Genomic DNA, 22,142 nt, shown 5'->3' on the forward strand with positions numbered 1-22,142 from the left:
AATATATGGCGGTTAACTCGCCACAAGTAACTTGCTACTCCCTGGTTGTTTATTGGGGAAAAGGCTTAATTCGGAGTCAATGGGATGGATTACCTTCCTACTCTGGTATCTGAAGCCCGCGATGCTATTCAGTCTGCACAAAATATCGCGGCACTAGATGAAATACGTGTACGTTATCTGGGTAAAAAAGGTGAGGTCACCGCCTTGCTTAAAGGTTTGGGTAAATTGTCGCCCGAAGAGAGGCCTGCAGCAGGTGAGCGGATTAACCAAGCTAAGCAGACGCTCGCTGGTGAGATTGATCGCAAAAAGGAAATGTTAGAGAAAGCGGCACTTAATGCCCGTTTAGCAGCAGAGCGCATTGATGTCACTTTACCTGGTCGTGGTCAGCCAAGTGGTGGTTTGCATCCGATTACGCGCACACTTGAGCGAATCGAAGGGCTTTTTACTCGCATCGGTTATGATGTCGAGGTAGGGCCTGAGATTGAAGATGACTACCATAATTTCGAAGCGCTCAATATACCTGCACACCATCCTGCCCGTGGAATGGCCGATACCTTTTATTTTGATGCTACGCGTCTGCTTCGCACGCACACGTCACCTGTGCAAGTGCGCACAATGAAAACCAACGAGCCTCCGATTAGAATTGTGTGCCCCGGGCGCGTTTATCGTAGTGATTCGGATTTAACGCACACGCCCATGTTCCATCAGGTTGAGGGCTTATTGGTCGATGAAGACGTGAGTTTTGCTGACCTGAAAGGAACGATTGAAGATTTTTTGCAAGCATTTTTCGAACGCGACGAACTCTCTGTGCGCTTCAGACCATCATACTTTCCCTTTACCGAGCCATCTGCTGAAGTCGATATTCAATGTGTTATGTGTGGCGGAGATGGATGTCGTGTGTGCTCTCATAGCGGTTGGTTGGAAGTGATGGGGTGTGGAATGGTGCATCCGGAAGTTTTCCGCCATTCCGGCATTGATACCGAACGTTTTACCGGATTTGCTTTTGGTATGGGGGCGGAGCGGTTAGCGATGTTGCGGTACGGGGTTAACGACCTGCGTCTCTTTTTTGAAAATGACTTGCGCTTTTTGCGCCAGTTTACCTAAATCCGCTGCCAATACAGGAACTTCTATGAAATTTTCTGAACAGTGGCTGCGCGAGTGGGTGTCTCCGCAGCTGGATACGCAAGCCGTTGCTGACCAAATTACCATGGCAGGTCTGGAGGTCGATGCTGTTGAGCCTGTTGCTGCTGCATTTAATGGCGTAGTAGTCGCTGAAGTGCTTACGAAAGAGCAGCATCCCGATGCGGATAAACTCAGTATCTGCACGGTCAATGATGGTTCAGCCGAACCGGTTCAGGTAGTATGTGGTGCTCCTAATGTAGTGATTGGCCAAAAAGTACCTTTCGCGCAAGTTGGTGGTGTTCTTCCCGGTGACTTCAAAATTAAAAAAGCCAAACTTCGTGGCGTTGAATCGCGCGGCATGATCTGTTCTGAATCAGAGTTGGGACTTGTGGGTGACACCTCCCCCGGTATTTTTGTACTACCCTCCAATGCACTCACGGGAGAGGACTTTCGCGTCTATATGGGGCTTGATGATAGCACCATTGACGTTGATTTGACGCCTAACCGCGGTGATTGCTTAAGCCTTAAAGGTTTGGCACGTGAGGTGGGGGTGCTTAACCGTTTAGCAGTGAATGGGCCAGTATGTGAGAGCGTCTCCGTCGCCTTCGGTGACACTTTCCCGGTGACCATTGAAGCTCCAGAGCATTGCCCACGTTACATCGGTCGGTTAATCCGCAATGTCAACGTTAATGTGGTGACGCCTCTGTGGATGGTTGAGCGCTTGCGTCGTAGCGGTATTCGCTCGATTGATCCCGTTGTGGATGTCACCAACTATGTGATGTTGGAACTGGGGCAACCGCTTCATGCGTATGACCGTGACAATCTTCACGGTGGAGTGGTGGTGCGCCTAGCCAAGGACGGTGAGAGTATAACATTGTTGGATGGACAGAATGTCGCACTGCGCCCGGAGACGCTGCTGATTGCTGACCAGAACGGCCCGTTAGCGATGGCCGGAGTGATGGGGGGCGAAAACTCTGGTGTTAGCTCTGACACTCAGACAATTTTCTTAGAGTCCGCATTTTTTACCCCATTAGCGATTGCAGGACAGGCTCGCTCTTACGGCTTGCACACGGATGCCTCGCACCGTTTTGAACGTGGTGTGGATCCTGATTTAACCGCTGAGGCCATTGAGCGGGCAACACGCCTTCTGCTGGATATTTGCGGCGGGGAGGCGGGGCCGCTAAACGAAGTGAAAAGCGATACGCACTTGCCTGAAGAGCGGTGTATCAATTTTCGAGCAGAGCGGCTGTGTGACGCGTTGAGTAAATCCCTCCCTCAGCAAGAAGTCACCGATATTTTACAACGCCTTGGGCTAAAGGTTGATGTCACGGAAAAGGGCTGGGATGTTGAGGTGCCGAGTTGGCGTTTTGATATCGCCATTGAAGAAGATTTGATAGAAGAAGTTGCGCGTATTCATGGTTACAACAACCTTCCGATTCGTCGACCAGCAGCGCGCTTAGCGCTTCGTGCCAACGATGAAGCGCGTGTTACACAACCTCAGCTACGCCATCAAATGGTGGCCCGTGGTTATCAAGAAGCGGTGACCTACAGCTTTGTTGCCCCGGAATTGCAAGCTACACTGCTGCCTGAGGCAGTCTCACCAAAGCTTGCTAACCCCATTTCAGCCGACCTCTCTGTGATGCGAGCAAGTTTGTTTCCTGGCTTGGTGCGTGCATTAGAGCACAACCTTAACCGGCAACAGATGCGGGTACGTCTATTTGAAACCGGACTGGTGTTTAACGGCGACCTTGATAGCTTAAGTCAAACGCCGATGCTTGGCGCTATTGCTTGTGGTACCCGCTATCCGGAAGGGTGGGCTGGTGGGCGTGATGAAATCGATTTCTATGATCTTAAAAGTGACTTAGAAAGTTTGATCGCGTTAGGAGGAGATACACAAGCGTGGCGTTTTGAGTCGTCAGACCATCCTTCGCTTCATCCAGGACAGTGTGCCAAAGTAATGCACAATGATCGTGAGGTTGGTTGGATTGGGACCTTGCACCCGCAAATTCGTGCGAGATTAGGACTTAAAGTCGACGCGTTAATGTTTGAAGTCCGCCTTGATGCATTAAGCGAAGGAGCGATTCCGGCTTTTGAGCCGCTTTCGCGTCAACCAGAAGTGCGCCGAGATCTTGCTTTCATTGTCGATGAAACGGTCCCCGTCCAGGTGTTGCTTGATGTGGCGACACAGCAAGCGGGTGAGCATGTCAAGCAGGTGAATCTATTTGATGTTTACGCCGGGAAAGGTGTGGTCGAAGGGCATAAGAGTATTGCATTAGGCTTGACCTGGCAGCATCCATCGCGCACGCTAAATGATGATGAAATCAATCAGTTGGTAATTGCTATCGTCGCGCAGGTGCGCAGTGAATTCAATGCAGAGTTGCGCAGTTAGGCATCTTCAGCTAAGGCTGTTAATGAAATAAGTGCGGTGCCTTCTGCCTTTGACCGAGCATTTGTTACAAGGAGAAGCCTTATGGGTGCGTTGACCAAAGCGGAGCTCGCGGAGCATTTACACGCAGAGCTGTCACTCTCAAAGCGAGAAGCGAAAGCCATGGTTGAAGCTTTCTTTGACGAAATCCGCGCCTGCCTACGTGAGAACGAGCAGGTTAAATTATCCGGTTTTGGTAATTTTGATCTGCGTGATAAACGTGAGCGGCCAGGGCGCAATCCAAAAACGGGCGAGGAGATTCCGATTTCTGCTCGCCGGGTGGTGACCTTCCGACCAGGGCAAAAGCTCAGGCAGCAAGTCGAGCATTATAGCGATTGATTAGGGTTTATGAGGTCCGCGCTAATGTTAGCGAAGGTCAAGGGTTAGTGATTTTCAAAGAGTGCCTTGCTGGCACTCTTTTTGGCGGCTTTTTTTGCTATGGCATTACATGATTACCCGCCAGCATTGCCTTCTATTAGCCACGTAATGACGACTTTAAATACGTACCCTAACATACCGGCGCCGAGTACAATAAAAAGCATGAAGGTGCCGAAACGCCCAGCGTTCGACTTTTTGGCTAAATCCCAGATAATAAAGCACATAAACAAGATTAAACCGCCGATCATGATCGGCGTTATCCACGTTTCAAACGTTTGTTGCATACGTTTTCCTTGGAATGTTTCTGGTTGAAGGCGTGCGTCTTTTTGCAGGGTCGTGTTAATATTTGACCAAATCAATCAGGTATTTGTCGACTTATTAGTTGGCACTGTGACATTTTGACAGAGGGGGTGATAATGCCAAATGTCAATATTTTGGTAGGTACGATGTATGGCGGTGCTTTAGATGTGGCAGAACAAGTGAAGCCGCAGTTTGTAGAGGCAGGTTATGGCGTTGAAATCATCGAACAGCCCACACTGAATGATCTTACTCAGTCGGCAGAAAGCTTGACGCTTTTTTGTGTTTCAACTACTGGTAGCGGTGATTTTCCTGGGAATTTCGTCAACTTTACACGTCAGCTAACGGAGCAAAGCCCATCTCTTACCACACTACGTTATGGCTTGATTGCGCTCGGCGACAGCTCCTATGGTGAAACTTTTTGCGGTGCGGGGCGTGCGCTTGACGCGTTGTTAGAAGACCGCGGTGCAGTGCGTTTGGGTGAAAGGCTAGAAATTGATGCCATGGAGACGTTTATGGCAGATGATGCAGCGGTGCCGTGGGTTGAAGAATGGATAGAAGTACAAAAGCTAAAGGTAGCTTAAGCATGACGCCTGCTACAATGTTTACTCCTGAACGCATGAGTGTGGCACTTGGCCTTTGTGTTGTGATGTTAGCCACATTGCCGCGCTACATAGCCGGAGGGCATGATACTCATCAGTCACTTTTGCTAATGGCGAGTGCTGCCGTGCTGGCTTTAGTGGTCATTCAATGGCGCTTTTTAACCTCTGCAGCACGTCAGCGCTTACCTTTATTGCTAGGCAAGCTTGCGCTCTGGCTGCTGCTAGGAATAGCCATTATGGCGTTATGGCACAGCTTGATGAGCGATTGGTTTAGCTGGGAATTACTACTGTCTCATGGGACGACATTAGGGCTTTTAATCCATTCATTGAGTCTGTGGCGTAGCGTAAAAAGCTAAGGTATTACTTCTTAAAGGCTTTTCCAAACTAATTTACATGCTTTATAAGCATGTGGGACGGATAAGAGGGCAGTAGGTAAGCATGGTTATTAGCGTTCTCTAAGCTTCATGATCGTTTAAGTGGGTACTGCTTAAGGTTCATAATAAAGGTATCGGCGTCCACGGGGTAACCGGTATAAAAACCTTGGATCGTATCGATAGCATAATTACCCAGTATCGCCCATTGTTTTTCGCTTTCGACACCTTCGGCAACGACGCTAAGCCCTAGCTCCTGCGCCATGCTAGCAATTGCGGCGATGATGGGCCGGCTGCTTTGGTTTGGGTCGTCAAGGGCTTCGATAAAACTGCGGTCGATTTTCAAGCTGTGGGCGGGAATATGCTGCAAGTAGCTTAGCGATGAGTAACCAGTGCCAAAGTCGTCGAGTGCGATACGACAACCTAACTCGCTCAAATTGGTTAGGATCTCAATGCCTTGTGCTTGTTTGTTGAGCAGTAGGCTCTCGGTAAGCTCAAAAGTAATCAATTTAGGTGGGATGCCAGCATCCGCGAGTTTTTGTTCCACGTGTTGAACAAAGCTGCTTTGCCAAAATTGTGCCGCCGATAAGTTGATAGCGACTGGCATCACCTCAAAGCCTTGCTGCTGCCACTGGCATATATCGCTAATGACGTTGTCGAGTACGCGCTCACCCAGTAACAAAATTAACCCCGACCGTTCTGCTAAAGGGATGAAATCGCCGGGCGGTATGACGCCACGTGTAGGGTGTTGCCAACGGACCAGTGCTTCCGCGCTGACAGTAAGCCTTGTCTCGCGGCTCACAAGTGGTTGATACGCCATGAAAAGCCCTTCGCCTGTATCGAGGATAGTCCGCAACTCGGTTTCAAGCGTAAGGTGGTGCTGCATGGCGAGGTCCATTTCGCTGCGGTAGAGGCGATAGGTGTTTCGGCCCTCTTTTTTGGCACGATACATGGCAGCATCGGCATTTTGAATTAAGGTTTCTGAGTTATCACCATCATCTGGGTAGAGGCTTACCCCTAAGCTGCACCCAATACGGAATGTATTATTGTTAATACAATAGGGAGCACTGACGGTATCGATCAAGCGCTGAGCGATTCGAGTTGCTTCGGAGAAATCGCCAATACCGGGTAGTAGGGCAATAAACTCATCGCCACCTAAACGCGCAAGCGTGTCGTCCTCACGCAGTTTTTCTTGCATTCGTTCAGATGCTTGAAGTAGCAATTCATCGCCAATGGCATGCCCCAGCGTGTCATTGACTTGTTTGAAATGATCAAGGTCGATAAAAATAACGGCTAGCGGCTCGCTTGAACGATGTGCGTGTCGAATCGCCAAGGTAATGCGGTCTTCAAGTAGTCGGCGGTTAGGGAGTCGCGTTAAAGCATCGTAGTAGGCAAGATGGCGAATTTGTTGTTCGTTTTCGCGAATATGGGTGATATCGGTAAATAACCCTGCGTAATGCTGTGTTTCACCGTCATCATTGGTAATCGCGGTAATGGTTAATAGCTCAAGGTAGAGCTCACCCGTTTTCTTGCGATTCCATACTTCTCCGCGCCAATAGCCATGCGCTTTAAGGGTGTTCCACATCTGTTGGTAGAAGGCATCGTCTTGCCGACCGGAGGAGAGAACGCGAGGCGTTTTACCCACCACTTCTTCTAGCGAATACCCCGTCACATGCGTAAACGCAGAGTTGATAAACTCAATACGTGTCGCAGCGTCAGTGATGACAATACCCTCAAGTGAGGAGTCGATTACGCGTTCAGCCAGTTGCAGGTGTTGTCGTGAGGTCGCCAATGCAGAATCACGTTGCTCTAATGCCTGACGTAAATCTTGAAGGTATAGATGTTCAGCACCTGCCAGCATGTCACGAAAGCCAAGTAATCCGCTGACATTACCTTGTGGGTTAAGAACCGCGAGATGGCGAATTTGGTGATTAATCAGAAGATCGCGGGCATGGATTAACGCTGCTTTTTCATCGATGGTAAGCAATGGTTGGCTGGCGAGTTCCGCAATTGGTGTGTTGCCCGGATGGCGGGCAATGAAGCGTACTAAGTCACGTTCGGTTAATATGCCTAATGAATTATCAAGTAGCACGACAGCCGCATCATGCTCTTGAAGGTGCATTTTTCGGGCTGCCGTAGCAAGCAGTATGTCGCCTGAGAGCACAAGAGGTGCAGAGCGCATTGCGGCGTGTACTTCACGTAGACGTAAGTAGGGTTCAAGGCCTTGGTTTAGGGCAACGTCGGTTTGCGATAAAATACCGACTGGTAAATCATCGGTGTCGATTACCAGCAAGTGGCGCCGGCGAAGTGACTGAAGTTGTAGCGCTGCTTCACCAAGGGTCAGGTGAGCATAAATGCTAGCAACTGGATGGCTCATACGCTGGGAGATAGGTTGGCGTACTGCATCGAAATCGCCAAAGTCGATATTTATCGCGTCGTGTTCTGTCCAAATGCCTACAGCGCGTTCATTTTCCATCACAAGAATTGAGCTACAATGGCGCTCCGCCATGCGTTTTGCAGCCTCGCAAAGTGGCGTATCAGGAGCGCACTGAAGAATGCCGGTTTGCATGACCCGCGAAATAGATAAATCTTGACTCATAAGAAACGACAACACGTGGCATAAGATAATAGATATAATGCTCAGATTAACACGTTGGTGCTAACTGCAAAGCAATTCTCATCATCAGGTTTGATAAATTGAGTATAAAAGGGTGAGAAAGGTCCCTAGCAACGTGGTAAGCCCCTTGTAATTACCTATGCTGGCCCAATGTAGCGTGCAAGGCGCTTGCCACCATGCGCCAGGGTTCTTAAAATCGACCCTCTGAACATAATTTCGCAACTAACATAACGCCCAGCCGCTAGAGGACAATTCATGCAAGTTTCCGTCGAGACGACCTCCCCAATCGAACGCCGCCTCACCATTCAAGTGCCGGCCGCTGAAATTGATGAGGCCGTCAGCACTCGCTTGAAAGACACCGCGAAAAACGTTCGCTTGAACGGATTCCGTAAAGGCCGGGTGCCAATGGCTGTGGTTCAACAGCGCTATGGTCAAGATGTTCGCAACGATGTTGTGGGCGAGTCGATGCGTGAACACTACGTACGTGCAATTACGGATGAAGAGCTGAATCCGGCAGGCTACCCAGAGATTGAAGCCACAGTTAACGAATCAGGTAAAGATCTGGAATTCGTAGCAAAGATGGAGGTGTATCCGCAAGTTGAACTTACCTCCATCGAAGGGACTGACGTTGAGCGTCCCGTCGTTGAAGTGACGGATGCTGATGTGGACGAAATGATTGAGACCCTGCGCAAGCAAAACGCAGATTGGGAAGAAGCAGATCGTCCGGCAGAAGAGGGTGATCAGGTCAAAATCGACTTCCAGGGTTACCTAGGCGACGAAGCGTTTGAAGGCGGTAGTGCTGAAGATCATTCGCTAGTGCTGGGGTCCAATAGCTTTATTCCAGGCTTCGAAGAGCAACTCATTGGTGCGAAAGCCGGTGATGAAAAGACAATTAATGTCACATTCCCGGATGAGTACCAAGCAGAGCACCTAGCGGGGAAAGACGCCACGTTTAATGTCAAGGTACACAGTGTAAGTGGTCAGAAACTTCCGGAAGTTGACGCGGCTTTCATTGAGCGCTTTGGTGTTGAAGACGGCGATGAGGAGAAATTTCGCGCTGAAATCAAAAAGAACATGAGCCGTGAGGCAGAGCAAGCGGTTGATAACCGTGTCAAACAGCAAGTGCTTGATGCGCTGAAAAAGATGAACGAGATTCCAGTACCTAGCGCGCTCGTCAAGCAAGAAACTGATGGCATGAAGCGTCAAGCCGCCCAACAGTTTGGCCTTGGCGAAGATTTCGATGTGAGTCAGCTTCCTGATGAGCTGTTTGCCGAACAAGCTAAAGGCCGCGTGCAGGTTGGCCTGCTGTTAGCTGAGGTGATCAAGTCAAATGAGCTTGACGCCAGCGACGATGAAATTAAAGCCAAAGTGGAAGAGCTGGCGGAACAGTATCAAGATCCGCAGCAAGTCGTTGACCACTATATGAGCAACGACCAGCTCAAAACGCAGGTCAAGTCTGCGATTTTGGAAGAAAAAGCGGTCGATAAACTGCTTGAGCAAGCGAACGTAAATGACGTAGAAATGTCGTATCAGCAAGTATTGGCTGCGGCAAAGCAGGCTGAGCAAGGTGAAGATGAAGGTGATCAGGCAAGTGCCTAATCATCTCATTCTGACCACCTTTAGTAAGGTGCGCTGCTTGGCGGCGCATCTTCCCCCATCGGACGCAAGGAATCACTGATGAGTGAATTTGATATTCAAAACGCCGGCGGTTTGGTGCCCATGGTGGTTGAACAAAGCGCCAAAGGGGAAAGATCTTACGATATATACTCACGGCTTTTAAAAGAGCGCGTCATCTTTTTGGTTGGCCCTGTGGAAGACTACACCGCTAACTTGGTGGTTGCTCAGCTGCTCTTCCTGGAGTCGGAGAACCCGGATAAAGACATCCATCTCTATATTAATTCCCCAGGAGGCTCCGTTACATCGGGCATGTCAATTTACGATACGATGCAGTTCGTAAAACCGGATATCTCAACCGTTTGTATCGGCCAAGCAGCAAGCATGGGGGCTCTCTTGCTTGCTGGCGGTGCAGCAGATAAACGTTTCTGCTTACCTAATTCACGGATGATGATTCATCAGCCGCTAGGTGGCTACCAGGGTCAAGCTTCTGATATTGAAATTCATACTCGTGAGATTTTAGGTATTCGTGAGCGCTTGAATCAAATCCTGGCACACCATACCGGTCAGGAAATTGCTACAGTGTCACAAGATACCGACCGTGATAATTTTATGAGCGCAAATCAGGCTAAAGAGTATGGCTTGATTGACGCAGTGCTGGATAAGCGACCTACATCCTGATAGCGTGACGGATATGCGCTTTATAAGGTAGGTCTGCGCTTTTTAAACGAGCTTTCCGGCGGCAATTGCCGCCGCAGTGATAGAGGTACGCGAATGGCCGACGGCAAAGGCAAAGACGAAGGTGGCAAACTGCTTTATTGTTCGTTTTGCGGTAAGAACCAAAACGAAGTACGTAAGTTAATTGCTGGCCCGTCCGTCTATATCTGCGATGAGTGTGTCGATCTGTGTAATGACATCATTCGCGAGGAAGTTCTCGAAGCCGATGCCGAGAGCGATGAGGAGCGTCTGCCGACGCCTCGTGAGATTCGTTATACCCTCGACGATTACGTCATCGGGCAAGATCGCGCCAAAATGGTGCTATCCGTAGCGGTGTATAACCACTACAAGCGACTAAAATCTGGTGTTCGCGAAGGCGATGTTGAGCTGGGTAAATCCAACATCCTGCTGATTGGTCCAACGGGTAGCGGTAAGACCCTGCTTGCGGAGACCATGGCTCGCCTGTTGAACGTGCCTTTCACGATTGCAGATGCAACTACACTGACCGAGGCTGGTTATGTGGGTGAAGATGTCGAAAACATCATTCAAAAGCTGCTGCAAAAGTGTGAATACGACGTAGAGAAAGCCGAGCGTGGTATTGTCTATATTGACGAAATCGATAAAATTTCGCGCAAATCGGATAACCCTTCCATCACGCGTGACGTATCGGGTGAAGGGGTGCAACAGGCGCTTCTGAAATTAATCGAAGGCACGACGGCTTCGGTACCCCCGCAAGGAGGGCGTAAGCATCCGCAACAAGAGTTCGTGCAAGTGCACACGGCGAATATTTTGTTTATTGTTGGTGGTGCTTTCGCGGGCCTGGATAAAGTTATCCGTGATCGTGCTGAGAAAGGTGGAATTGGCTTTAATGCCAGTGTTAAGAGTAAAGACTCATCGCGTGGTGTGGGCGAGCTTTTAGCCGATGTCGAGCCTGACGATCTGGTGAAGTATGGGTTGATACCTGAGTTTGTCGGGCGAGTGCCGGTGATTGCAACGCTCACCGAGCTAACCGAAGACGCCTTAGTAGAAATTCTTACTGAGCCTAAAAATTCCTTGGTTAAACAGTACGTTAAACTGTTTGAGATGGAAGATGTGGCACTCGAATTTCGTGAAGACGCATTGCGTGCTGTGGCGGTAAAAGCTATGGAACGCAAAACCGGTGCACGTGGCCTGCGCTCTATTTTAGAGTCTGTGTTGCTCGACACGATGTACGAGATTCCTTCACTCGAAGGTGTAAGCCAGGTCGTCATCGATGCCTCTGTTATTGCTGGCGAAAGTGATCCATTGCTGATTTACTCGCAGCAAGAAGACGCACGAGTTGACGGCACAGATGGTTAAGAAGGGTATGACGGCGCGGCTTTATCTTGTGTAGCGTCTGCCTATTTGCGCCATCATAGGGGTCGCCGCAGGCGACCCCTTGCCTTTCTTTAGTGCCATTTTACACTGCGCTAATTGGCTAACTCGCCTATCGGATGAATAATGCGCAAGCTTGGCTCGCGCGTTACGGTTTCATCTTAGTTACTCACCCGAATTCCCGAGGAACGTCTGCGATGCAGCAGAACGCCGAAATGACACAATGTTTCCCACTATTGCCGCTGCGGGATGTTGTGGTTTATCCGCAGATGGTAATTCCGCTATTTGTCGGGCGCGAAAAGTCGATTCAAGCGTTAGAAGCCGCAATGGAAGCGGGTAAGCGCGTCTTGTTGGTTGCTCAGCGCGAAGCCTCACAGGATGACCCTGACAACACTGATCTTTATGCCATGGGAACGGTGGCAGAGATCATGCAGTTGCTAAAACTTCCTGATGGCACGGTAAAAGTACTGATTGAAGGTAGTTTCCGTGCGGACGTTGGCCGCATAGAAGAGCATGAGGATGGTTATACGCAGGCATATATCGACCCGCGTGATAGCCAGCCGCTGACCGAACGCGAGCAAGAAGCGTTGGTGCGGGTGTTGCTGAATCAATTTGAGCAGTACGTTAAGCTATCGAAAAAAGTGCCTAATGAGGTGCTTAGCTCTCTGTCCGGCATAGAGGACCCAAGCCGCCTAGTGGATACGATTTGCGCCCATTTATCGTTGAAAATTGGCGATAAGCAAGAGTTGCTGGAAATGGATCGCGTTCGCGACCGTATTGAGCATCTGATGGCGTTGATTGAGTCCGAGATTGATCTGCTTCAGGTAGAAAAGCGCATCCGTACGCGCGTTAAAGAGCAGATGGAAAAGACCCAACGCGAATATTACCTCAACGAGCAGATGAAGGCTATCCAGAAAGAAATGGGTGAGCTTGAAAACGTGCCCAATGAGGTAGAAAAGTACGAGCAGTCCATTAATGATTCAGGCATGCCTAAAGAGGCGATGGAGAAAGCCACTCAGGAGCTTAATAAGCTCAAGATGATGTCCGCTAATTCTGCCGAAGCCACGGTGGTGCGCTCTTATTTGGATTGGTTAATCGCGGTTCCGTGGAAAAAGCGTACACGGGTTAAGCATGATCTTGCCAAAGCGCAGCAAGTTCTTGATGAAGACCACTACGGCCTTGATGAAGTGAAATCTCGTATCCTGGAGTACCTCGCGGTACAAAAGCGCGTACGCAAAATGAAAGGTCCAGTGCTGTGTTTGGTGGGGCCGCCGGGGGTGGGTAAAACCTCGCTAGGGCGTTCGATTGCGCGTGCAACTAACCGCAAGTACGTGCGTTTGGCGCTCGGTGGGGTGCGCGATGAGTCGGAAATTCGTGGGCACCGGCGAACGTATATTGGTTCACTGCCCGGTAAGCTGATGCAACGAATGAGCCGTGCCGGGGTAAAAAACCCGCTTTTCTTGCTTGATGAGGTAGATAAGCTTGGTATGGATCATCGTGGTGACCCATCATCGGCTCTCTTGGAAGTGCTCGATCCTGAACAGAATAACAGCTTTAGTGATCATTACTTGGAGTTGGATTATGACCTCTCCGAGACACTGTTTATCTGCACGGCCAACTCGATGAATATCCCGGGGCCACTGCTCGACCGGATGGAAGTTATCCGTTTGCCGGGCTACACAGAAGATGAAAAGCTTGCGATCGCCAAGCGTTATTTGTTGCCTAAACAGCGTGAAGCTAACGGTTTGAAAGTCGATGAAATTGACCTAGACGACTCTGCGCTGTTGGAGCTGATTCGCTACTACTCGCGTGAAGCAGGGGTACGTGAGCTTGAACGTCAAATTGCTAAAGTCTCACGCAAGGTGCTGCGCGAGCGGTTGGAGCATGAGCGCGATAATAAGCAAGCGCAAGCTGGTCAAACGCTTAGTGCTGAGCAAATTGAAGCGTATGCAGGTGTTCGCCGGTACAGCTATGGACTGGCCGATCAAGAAGATCAAGTGGGTCGTGTGACAGGTTTGGCCTGGACATCGGTAGGTGGTGAGCTTCTCAACATCGAATCGGTGGTAACGCCGGGTAAAGGTCGCGTGAACAAGACCGGTTCACTAGGCGACGTAATGAAAGAGTCGGTGAGTGCCGCGCATACCGTCGTGCGCGCGCGTGCCGATGCCTACGGTATTGATCCAGAACGCTTTGAAAAGGAAGATTTGCACATTCACGTGCCAGAGGGTGCAACTCCCAAAGACGGGCCCAGTGCCGGCATTGCGATGGTAACGGCCATGGTCTCCGCGTATAGCCGTCGCCCTGTACGCTGCAACGTGGCGATGACCGGCGAGGTGAATCTGCGTGGTGAAGTGTTGCCTATCGGAGGCCTAAAGGAGAAATTGCTGGCAGCTCGTCGGGGTGGTATAAATACCGTCCTCATACCGGAGGAAAACCGTCGAGACTTAAAAGAAGTGCCAGATAATATTAAATATGCGTTAGATATTCATCCGGTGCGTTGGATCGACGATGTATTAGCGGTTGCCTTAGCCGAGCCAAACGACAAAGAGACTATCGTGAGTAGCGATAAATCGTTCGTTAATACCGCTGCGGCAAGTACGCATTGAAGTAACCGTGTCTATACGTTTAGCTATTTAATCCATACACTCAACGCCTTGTCGGGCGGGTGTAATTTGGCTTGGTTGCTTGACAGCGATTTCAAGGCGTTGCTATAAAATACGGCTACGTTTTGATCGTCGAGCTAACCGGTGACCATGCCGTTCAGAGCCATTTTTTGAAACAGTCAAGGGGTGAAGTGTGAATAAGTCCGAGCTGATTGAAGCCATTGCTGCGTCTGCTGATATTCCAAAAGCAGCGGCAACCCGTGCATTGGATGCCATGGTGGAGTCTGTCACCGATAGCCTCAAGAAAGGCGAGAGTGTTTCACTGGTAGGTTTTGGTACCTTTTCGATTAAAGAGCGTGCTGCACGTACTGGCCGCAATCCGCAAACCGGTCAGCCGATAGAGATCAGTGCTGCTAAAGTACCCAGCTTTAAAGCAGGTAAGGCACTGAAAGACGCCGTTAACTAATCCGATGTATCAGGGATAGTTTTTAGCAATCGTCTCATGGGCGCATCGTTAACGCGATGCGCCCATGTTATTTTTGGCCACTGTGTAATTGAATCGTTTGGCTATTTGAACTGAGGCTAACATGCTGCAAAGTATTCGCGATGGCTCCAGAAGCTGGGGAGCAAAAATCATTATCGGCGTCATGGTGGCCGCGATGGCGCTATTTGGCGTGGAGTCACTGTTTGGCTTGTTTGGTAGCGATCCTGACGAGGTGGCGTCGGTAAACGGCGAGCCCATTGTGCGTCAAGAAGTAGAGCTTGAAGTGCAGCGTGCGATGCGCTCTGGGCAAGTGCCTCCTGAGCAAGAGCGCGCTTTGCGCAGCGAAATGCTTGATCAGCTTATTACCCAGCGCCTTTTGACTCAATACGCAGAAGAAGGCAGTTTCTACGTCTCCGATGACCAGCTAGATCAGCTCATTGTCAATTTGCCTGAATTCCAAGATCAAGAGGGCGTTTTTTCCGCTGAACAGTTTCGTAACCGCTTGGCCAGAGCTGGATATACTCCTCTCTCATTTCGTCAGGAGTTACGCACGGATGTGAAACGTCGTCAGCTTCAACAGGGGCTTGCATTTAGTGACTTTACGTTGGAAACCGAACAGCAGCGTTTAGCCGAGCTACAGCGTCAGCAGCGCAGCTTCCGCTACGATGTTTTGTCAGCGGAAGGCGCTAGCCGCATAGACGTGAGTCAAGAAGAGCTTGAGCGTTACTACAACGAAAATGCCGAGCGTTTCGAACGGCTAGAACAGGTGCGCCTTGAATACGTTGTCATTGATCGTGAAGAGATGGCCGCTGACGTCGAAGTGAATGAAGCTGAGCTGCGTGAAGCGTGGCGCGAGCAGAATCAGAATGCGGATCGTCGTGTCGCCCACATCATGATTTCCTATGGCGATGAACGAACGCGTGAGCAAGCGCAGGTACGTGCAGAGGAGGCATTAGACGCACTCGATAGCGTTGAGAGTTTTGCTGATACGGCAGCGCGCTATTCCGATGATACCGCAAGCGCTGAGGATGGCGGAGATTTAGGCGAGATCAGTCGCGGTTTCTTTGGTGAAGCATTCGACGAGGTGGCTTTTTCCCTAGGTGAGGGTGAAATCTCCTCGGCGGTCGAGATGGATGATGCCTTTCATATTATCCAAGTCCAAGACATTGATCGTCCAGCGTTTGAAGAGCAGCGCGATAGGTTGCGCCAAGACGTTGCGATGCGTGAGGTTGACGACGAATTTAACCAACGCGTTCAGCAGCTCATCGACGAGAGTTTTGCCGCAGAAGACCTACAAAGCGTCGCCGACGACATTGGTCTGACGCTACAAGAGAGCGACTGGCTTGCAAGAGGAGAAGGTAGAGGTGTGTTGTCAGAACCCGGTGTGATGGAAGCAGCTTTTAGCCAAGATGTGCTTGAAGAGCGCTATAACAGCGAAGTGATCGAGCTGGACAATGATCGCCGCATGGTCTTGCGTGTGGCAGAGCATCGCGACGCGACCGTGCTGCCTTTAGAACAGGTCCGTGAAGAAGCTAAAGTGGCGGTCAGAGCGCGTAAACAGCAGCAGGCGCTGGTGGAAGAGGCCAAAGAGCTGCTCGCGGATCCTGAGAGCGAAGCGATTGAGTGGGTCGAAGCGAATCGCATCAGTCGTGAGGCCGATTCTACGGTGCCGCGTATGGTCGTACAGGCGGCTTTTCGCATGCCGCATCCTGAAAGCGGGGAGAGCACGTATCGCTATGTCGAATTGCCCGAAGGGGTTGCCATCATCGCTCTAGATAACGTGAGAGATGGTGATGTCGACGAACAAGCCGAGCGCTTTGTGGCTCAGATGGCTGAGCAGTTACGCGCGCAATCCGTTATTCAAGGCCTTATTGATGACCTACGTAGCAATGCTGAAATCGAGCGTCGTTAAAGCGAATCAGATGTGATGTGTTGCAGAAAAATGCCGCCCCTAGAAAGGGCGGCATTTTTTTGCGGGGCATTAGCTTACAGGTGATGAGTTTAAAGGAAATTGACGCAGGCGAGGCGCCGTTGTGCTTTCTGCGTCATCATCGATCACAATATCCCAGCCATGTTGGCTATCCCAATCCCCTAGCACAAAACGCTTGGCGGGCACGTCATCCGCGGTCAGGTCATGTACCTTGGGTCGATGAGTGTGGCCATGAATCATCGTGGCGACACCGCGCTTCTCCAACAGTTTTACTACCTCGGAGGGTGTTACATCCATAATGGCTTGCGCTTTTGTCGCGTTGGCGTCCCCTGATTGTTGGCGCAAGCTTGTGGCCAACGCCAGACGTTGCTCAAGTGGCAGATCAAGCATTTGTGCTTGCCACTGTGGATCGCGAGATTGCTGACGAAACGCCATGTAATCCTTATCCAGCGTGCAGAGGCTGTCGCCGTGTAGCAGTACGAGCGGAATTCCGTGAAGTTCGGCTTCTTGAATGTCCGATAAGAGGGTTGCGCTACAAACATCAGCGAAGCGCTGGCCGATAAAAAAGTCACGGTTACCGTGCATCAAGAAAATACGCGTACCGTTTTTGCCAAGCTTGGATAACGCCGCTGCAACCTGCTTGGCGATATCAGCGAGCGGGTGTGGGTAATCAAGGAGATCATCGCCAATCCAGGCATCAAACAAATCGCCTAAAATATAAACGGCTTTCGCATCCACCGCCGTAGTGGCTAAGTAGTCGAGAAACCCTTGAGTTATCTCAGGGGTATGCTCGCTAAGGTGTAAATCGGCTACCAGCAGAGTGCGCATAAGGCTCTCCGTTTATTTAGTCAGCATCCTTGACGTAGGCGCGCTCAATAATAATGTCTTCAGCAGGGACATCGGCGTGCATGCCACGGCGCGTGGTGCTGACGTTTTTAATTTTCTCTACCACATCCGCCCCATCGACTACTTCCCCGAATACCGCATAGCCCCAGCCCTGCACCGATTTGCCGCTATGATCTAAGAAGGTATTGTTGTTAATGTTAATAAAGAATTGCGCTGTTGCGGAATGGGGATCTTGGGTGCGCGCCATTGCCAGCGTGCCCTGGGTGTTTTTTAGGCCATTATCGGCTTCATTTTCAATGGGGTCGCGAGTAGGCTTTTGATTAAAGTCTTGGTCGAAACCGCCGCCTTGAACCATAAAACCGTCAATGACGCGGTGAAACAGCGTGCCGTCATAAAATCCATCGCGCACATACTGCTCAAAGTTAGCCGCCGTCACCGGCGCTTTTTCGTGGTTAAGTGCAATGGTGATGTCACCGAGGTTAGTCTGTAATACGATCATGGGTAAATTCCTGTTCAATAAAGGCCTTCGCCTTGGTGCTATGCTCAGGCGTCACGTTATAATAGCGGTTTTGCTTGGCATCGCGAAGCCTAGCACGCCATCCACCATGAGGTTACCAACTCCACCATGACCAACGAGACCACCCCAGCACCGAATTTTATTCGTAACCAAGTACGCGAAGAGATTGAGGGCGGCCAGGTCACTAAAATTGTGACGCGCTTTCCGCCTGAACCAAACGGCTTTTTGCACATTGGCCACGCGAAATCGATCTGTTTGAACTTTGGTTTGGCGGAGCAGATGGGTGGTGACTGCCATTTGCGCTTTGATGACACTAACCCGGCCAAGGAAGAGCAAGCGTATATTGACGCCATCAAAGAAGATGTCAGCTGGCTAGGCTTTGAGTGGGCGGGGGCTGTGCGCTTTGCCTCAGACTACTTTGATCAGCTTTACGCGTGGGCGCGGCACTTGATCCATGAAGGTAAAGCTTACGTTGATGATCTCTCGCCTGACGAAATTCGCGAGTACCGTGGCACCCTCACTGAGCCGGGAACGCCGAGCCCTTACCGCGAGCGCAACGCGGAGGAAAATCTCGACCTGTTAGCGCGTATGCGTGATGGTGAATTCGGTGAGAGCGAGAAAGTGCTACGAGCGAAGATCGATATGGCGTCACCCAATATTAATCTGCGCGACCCGATTCTTTACCGTATCCGCCACGCGACGCACCACCAGACCGGTGATAAATGGAAAATCTATCCCTCCTACGATTTTACTCACGGTCAGTCGGATGCGATTGAAGGAGTGACGCACTCAATCTGCACTTTGGAGTTTGAGGACCATCGACCGCTTTACGAATGGTTCCTCGATAACCTGCCCGTGCCGTGTAAGCCACGTCAGATCGAGTTTGCCCGACTCAACCTTAACTATACGCTGACGTCTAAGCGTAAATTGAAGCTACTGGTAGATAACGGGATTGTTGACGGTTGGGATGATCCGCGCATGCCCACTGTTGCCGGTATGCGTCGCCGAGGCTATACACCGGCGTCGATCCGTAAGTTCTGCGACATGATTGGCGTGACTCGCGCTGACGGCGGCCTGGTGGATATCGCCATGCTAACTCACGCGATTCGCTCTGATCTTGAAGACAGCGCACCGCGTTCAATGTGCGTGTTGAAGCCGCTGAAAGTCGTGCTGACCAACGTTCCCGAAGGGCATGAGGAAGTGTACGACGTGCTTGGTCATCCGGCGCGGGATGACATGCCAGAGCGCCGCGTGCCGTTTACCCGTGAGCTTTACATTGATCACGACGATTTTATGGAAGAACCGCCGAAAAAGTTTTTCCGCTTAGCGCCGGGCAAAGAAGTGCGCCTACGTAATTCTTATGTGATCCGCTGTGATGACGTCATCAAGGATGAAAGTGGCGAAATAACAGCGCTTCATTGCTCGGTGGATTTCGATACGCTGGGCAAAAACCCGGAAGGTCGTAAGGTGAAGGGGGTCATCCACTGGGTAAGCGCAGTCCATGGTGTGCCATTGGAAGTGCGTTTATACGACAACCTCTTCTTGGAAGAGCAGCCCGATAAAGATAAAGACGCCGACTTTTTAGAGCATCTGAATCCAGAATCGCTCAGCGTTTGCCAAGCGATTGGCGAGCCAAGCCTAGCCTATGCCACACCAGAGTCGCGTTTTCAGTTTGAGCGCGTTGGCTACTTCTGCGCGGATCGTCACGCTTCAACGCCAGAACATTTGGTATTCAACCGTACCGTGGGCCTGAAAGATACCTGGGCGAAAATTAAGCAAAAAGGATAAGGGAGGGGCTATGCAGATTTACAATACGTTAACGCGTCGCAAAGAACCTTTCCAAACGCTTGAGCCAGGGAAGGTGCGCATGTATGTCTGCGGGATGACCGTTTATGACTACTGCCATCTGGGGCACGCCCGGGTCATGGTCGCGTTTGACGTTATCACCCGTTACCTGCGCGCGCGGGGGTATGATGTAACCTACGTGCGCAACGTAACCGATATCGACGACAAGATATTAAAGCGTGCTGAGGAAAATGGCGAAAGTATCACGGCGCTGACCGAGCGCATGATCGCGGCCATGCACGAAGATGAGGCGCGCTTGAGCGTGCTGCCGCCGGATGAAGAGCCGCGTGCAACACGCCATATCGACGATATTATCGCCATGATCGAAACGCTGATCGCGAAAGGATACGCTTACGCTGCGGACAATGGCGATGTCTACTATCGGGTGCGCAAGTTTGAGGGCTATGGCAAGCTCAATAACCGCAATCTCGATGATATGCGCTCTGGTGCACGCGTCGATATTGATGCACATAAAGAAGACCCGCTCGACTTTGTGCTGTGGAAAGCCGCCAAACCCGGTGAGGCGCATTGGGCTTCCCCTTGGGGGGACGGTCGCCCCGGTTGGCATATCGAATGCTCGGCGATGTCAAAATGCTGCTTAGGCGATACCTTCGATATCCACGGTGGTGGGCCGGATTTGACCTTTCCGCATCACGAAAACGAAATTGCTCAGTCCGAGGCGGCTAATGAGAAACCGTTCGTCAATACATGGATGCACGCCGGCGCCGTCCGGGTGAATCAAGAGAAAATGTCCAAGTCACTGGGCAACTTCTTCACCATTCGTGATGTATTAAGCGAGCACGATGCGGAAGTCGTGCGCTATCTGCTGGTGGCCAGCCACTATCGCAGCCCAATCAACTATTCGGTGGACTCATTAGCTGAAGCGCGTAAGTCGCTGGTGCGTTTTTATACGTCACTCGAAGGGCTAGCGCTTGGAGAATCGACGCCAAATGCGGATGCCGAACTAGGTTCAACTGAAAGCATTTATCGTGAGCGTTTCTTTGCCGCGATGGATGATGACTTCAATACCCCTGAGGCGTTGTCGGTACTGTTTGATTTGGTACGCGAGCTTAACCGCGTCAGAAACAGTGAACCCGAGCAAGCGGCGACATTCGCGCACGAGCTTAAAGCGCTGGCCGAGATGCTCGGCCTGTTGCAGCAGTCACCGGAGGCCTTTTTGAAAGGGGGGCAGGCACTCTCGCTGAGTGAAGCCGAGATCGAGGCGAAAATCAGTGAACGTGCCTTGGCAAAAGCTAACAAAGATTTTGCCAAGGCGGATGCCATTCGCGATGAACTCACCACGCAAGGTATTGTGCTTAAAGACTCACGCGAAGGCACGACATGGGTGGTAGAAACGCCCTAAGTAACGTCAGTTGCTTGCGGGTGTCTGACTTCAACGCGTTGAGGTCTTATACTCCATCGTGAACCGCTAAACTTGCTCAATCCGCGACAGAGGCCCGTTGCCTCTGCTTGAAAAGGAACGTGACTATGCGCCTCACGACATCAATTATTGCGACAAGCGTTATCTTGGTAACCGTTATGGCAACGGCTCAGGCCCAGGCAAACGACCCTGTGGTTGTGTCGTCCAAAATCGATACCGAAGGGGGCGTGCTAGGCGAACTGATTCTTCAAACGCTTGAGCATGAGGGCATTCCCACCGAGAACCGTTTGCAGTTAGGCGCCACCAGCGTGGTAAGACAAGCGCTAAAAACAGGGGAAATTGATCTTTACCCAGAGTACACCGGTAATGGCGCGTTCTTTTTCGATATGGCCGATAGTGCGGTCTGGAATGATGCGGAAAAAGCGTACCAAACGGTACGTGAGCGCGATGCCGAGAACGGGCTGATTTGGCTCACGCCCGCCAGCGCTAATAATACCTGGGCGATGAGTGTGCGTCAGGACATAGCCCGTGAACACGGGTTAGAAACGCTGGAAGACTTAGCCGACTACCTGGCCGCAGGCGGTGAGTTTAAGTTCGCGGCGAGCGCTGAGTTCGTTGAGTCCGAGCAGGCTCTGCCAGCCTTTCAAGAGGCTTATGGGTTTGAACTAAGCGAGGATCAGCTGCTTGTGCTCTCTGGGGGTAATACCGCGGCGACCATGCGCGCGGCGGCACAGCAAACCAGCGGTACCAATGCGGCAATGACGTATGGCACCGATGGCGGATTGAGTGCGCTAGGGCTTGTTGTGCTGGAAGACTCTAAAGGGGTGCAGCCGGTTTATCAGCCTGCCCCCGTGGTGCGTGAAGACGTACTTGAGCAGTACTCGCAGATAGAATCCGCGCTGGAAGCGGTTTTCACTTCGTTAGACCTTGAAACACTGCAGCGGTTGAATGCCGAAGTCGCCGTCAATGGCCTTGCAGCTGAGCAAGTGGCTCAAGACTATTTGGACAATTTACGTCGCAATACCTCGGGTCAATAATCC

General features: G+C 51.0%; 18 protein-coding genes. 14 read left to right on the forward strand and 4 right to left on the reverse strand.

Annotated features, from left to right (window positions below; genetic code table 11):
- The first annotated feature begins 84 nt into the window (after positions 1-84).
- The 3 genes from pheS to M8006_RS12790 are packed head-to-tail and all read left to right on the forward strand — an operon-like array spanning position 85 to position 3,886.
- Positions 85-1,104 (forward strand): phenylalanine--tRNA ligase subunit alpha, encoded by a 1,020-nt coding sequence (gene pheS / locus M8006_RS12780; RefSeq protein ID WP_250082783.1) that lies wholly within the window; start codon positions 85-87, stop codon positions 1,102-1,104.
- A gap of 25 nt (positions 1,105-1,129) precedes the next feature.
- Entirely contained in the window at positions 1,130-3,511 is a 2,382-nt protein-coding gene (gene pheT / locus M8006_RS12785; protein WP_250082786.1) for a phenylalanine--tRNA ligase subunit beta, read from the forward strand.
- Between the two features lie 36 nt (positions 3,512-3,547).
- The gene (locus M8006_RS12790) at positions 3,548-3,886 is read left to right on the forward strand and encodes an integration host factor subunit alpha (RefSeq protein WP_347709766.1); all 339 of its coding nucleotides are present in this window, start codon (positions 3,548-3,550) and stop codon (positions 3,884-3,886) included.
- Between the two features lie 113 nt (positions 3,887-3,999).
- Here M8006_RS12790 and M8006_RS12795 read toward each other — a convergent pair whose 3' ends face one another.
- On the reverse strand, positions 4,000-4,209 hold the full coding sequence (locus M8006_RS12795; protein ID WP_250082792.1) for a DUF2788 domain-containing protein: 210 nt from the start codon (positions 4,207-4,209) through the stop codon (positions 4,000-4,002).
- A gap of 132 nt (positions 4,210-4,341) precedes the next feature.
- Here M8006_RS12795 and M8006_RS12800 point away from each other — a divergent pair, with 132 nt between their 5' ends.
- Together M8006_RS12800 and M8006_RS12805 are read left to right on the forward strand one after the other, a co-directional pair.
- Positions 4,342-4,806 (forward strand): flavodoxin, encoded by a 465-nt coding sequence (locus M8006_RS12800; RefSeq protein ID WP_250082794.1) that lies wholly within the window; start codon positions 4,342-4,344, stop codon positions 4,804-4,806.
- A 2-nt stretch (positions 4,807-4,808) separates the two neighbouring features.
- Positions 4,809-5,180 (forward strand): hypothetical protein, encoded by a 372-nt coding sequence (locus M8006_RS12805; protein WP_250082796.1) that lies wholly within the window; start codon positions 4,809-4,811, stop codon positions 5,178-5,180.
- A gap of 106 nt (positions 5,181-5,286) precedes the next feature.
- Here M8006_RS12805 and M8006_RS12810 read toward each other — a convergent pair whose 3' ends face one another.
- The gene (locus tag M8006_RS12810) at positions 5,287-7,794 is read right to left on the reverse strand and encodes an EAL domain-containing protein (RefSeq protein WP_250082798.1); all 2,508 of its coding nucleotides are present in this window, start codon (positions 7,792-7,794) and stop codon (positions 5,287-5,289) included.
- 273 nt (positions 7,795-8,067) lie between these two features.
- Here M8006_RS12810 and tig point away from each other — a divergent pair, with 273 nt between their 5' ends.
- The 6 genes from tig to M8006_RS12840 all read left to right on the forward strand — a co-directional run bounded on the left by tig (position 8,068) and on the right by M8006_RS12840 (position 16,495).
- The gene (gene tig / locus M8006_RS12815; protein ID WP_250082800.1) at positions 8,068-9,411 is read left to right on the forward strand and encodes a trigger factor; all 1,344 of its coding nucleotides are present in this window, start codon (positions 8,068-8,070) and stop codon (positions 9,409-9,411) included.
- 78 nt (positions 9,412-9,489) lie between these two features.
- Positions 9,490-10,107, forward strand: a complete 618-nt coding sequence (clpP, locus tag M8006_RS12820; protein WP_250082801.1) for an ATP-dependent Clp endopeptidase proteolytic subunit ClpP — start codon at positions 9,490-9,492, stop codon at positions 10,105-10,107.
- A gap of 93 nt (positions 10,108-10,200) precedes the next feature.
- Positions 10,201-11,481: an ATP-dependent Clp protease ATP-binding subunit ClpX gene (clpX, locus tag M8006_RS12825; RefSeq protein WP_250082803.1), complete on the forward strand. Its 1,281-nt coding sequence runs from the start codon at positions 10,201-10,203 to the stop codon at positions 11,479-11,481.
- A gap of 212 nt (positions 11,482-11,693) precedes the next feature.
- Positions 11,694-14,102, forward strand: coding sequence for an endopeptidase La (gene lon, locus M8006_RS12830; RefSeq protein WP_250082805.1), 2,409 nt, complete (start codon positions 11,694-11,696; stop codon positions 14,100-14,102).
- Positions 14,103-14,292: 190 nt separating this feature from the next.
- Positions 14,293-14,565: an HU family DNA-binding protein gene (locus M8006_RS12835; protein ID WP_075879410.1), complete on the forward strand. Its 273-nt coding sequence runs from the start codon at positions 14,293-14,295 to the stop codon at positions 14,563-14,565.
- 121 nt (positions 14,566-14,686) lie between these two features.
- Positions 14,687-16,495, forward strand: a complete 1,809-nt coding sequence (locus M8006_RS12840) for a SurA N-terminal domain-containing protein (RefSeq protein ID WP_250082807.1) — start codon at positions 14,687-14,689, stop codon at positions 16,493-16,495.
- A 69-nt stretch (positions 16,496-16,564) separates the two neighbouring features.
- Here the strand turns inward: M8006_RS12840 and M8006_RS12845 are convergent, their stop codons facing one another.
- Both M8006_RS12845 and M8006_RS12850 read right to left on the reverse strand, forming a co-directional pair.
- On the reverse strand, positions 16,565-17,341 hold the full coding sequence (locus M8006_RS12845; RefSeq protein ID WP_250082809.1) for a UDP-2,3-diacylglucosamine diphosphatase: 777 nt from the start codon (positions 17,339-17,341) through the stop codon (positions 16,565-16,567).
- Between the two features lie 16 nt (positions 17,342-17,357).
- The gene (locus tag M8006_RS12850; RefSeq protein ID WP_250082810.1) at positions 17,358-17,858 is read right to left on the reverse strand and encodes a peptidylprolyl isomerase; all 501 of its coding nucleotides are present in this window, start codon (positions 17,856-17,858) and stop codon (positions 17,358-17,360) included.
- 126 nt (positions 17,859-17,984) lie between these two features.
- Between M8006_RS12850 and M8006_RS12855 the strand changes: the two genes are divergently transcribed.
- The 3 genes from M8006_RS12855 (at position 17,985) to osmF (ending at position 22,139) form a co-directional block, all read left to right on the forward strand.
- The gene (locus M8006_RS12855) at positions 17,985-19,664 is read left to right on the forward strand and encodes a glutamine--tRNA ligase/YqeY domain fusion protein (protein ID WP_250082812.1); all 1,680 of its coding nucleotides are present in this window, start codon (positions 17,985-17,987) and stop codon (positions 19,662-19,664) included.
- A gap of 10 nt (positions 19,665-19,674) precedes the next feature.
- On the forward strand, positions 19,675-21,084 hold the full coding sequence (gene cysS / locus M8006_RS12860) for a cysteine--tRNA ligase (RefSeq protein ID WP_250082815.1): 1,410 nt from the start codon (positions 19,675-19,677) through the stop codon (positions 21,082-21,084).
- Between the two features lie 125 nt (positions 21,085-21,209).
- A complete protein-coding gene (gene osmF / locus M8006_RS12865) occupies positions 21,210-22,139 on the forward strand; it encodes a glycine betaine ABC transporter substrate-binding protein OsmF (RefSeq protein WP_284047053.1) in 930 nt (309 codons plus the stop codon).
- Positions 22,140-22,142 lie beyond the last annotated feature (3 nt).

The sequence above is a fragment of the Halomonas llamarensis genome (assembly GCF_023555005.1).
GTDB classification, from domain to species: domain Bacteria; phylum Pseudomonadota; class Gammaproteobacteria; order Pseudomonadales; family Halomonadaceae; genus Vreelandella; species Vreelandella llamarensis.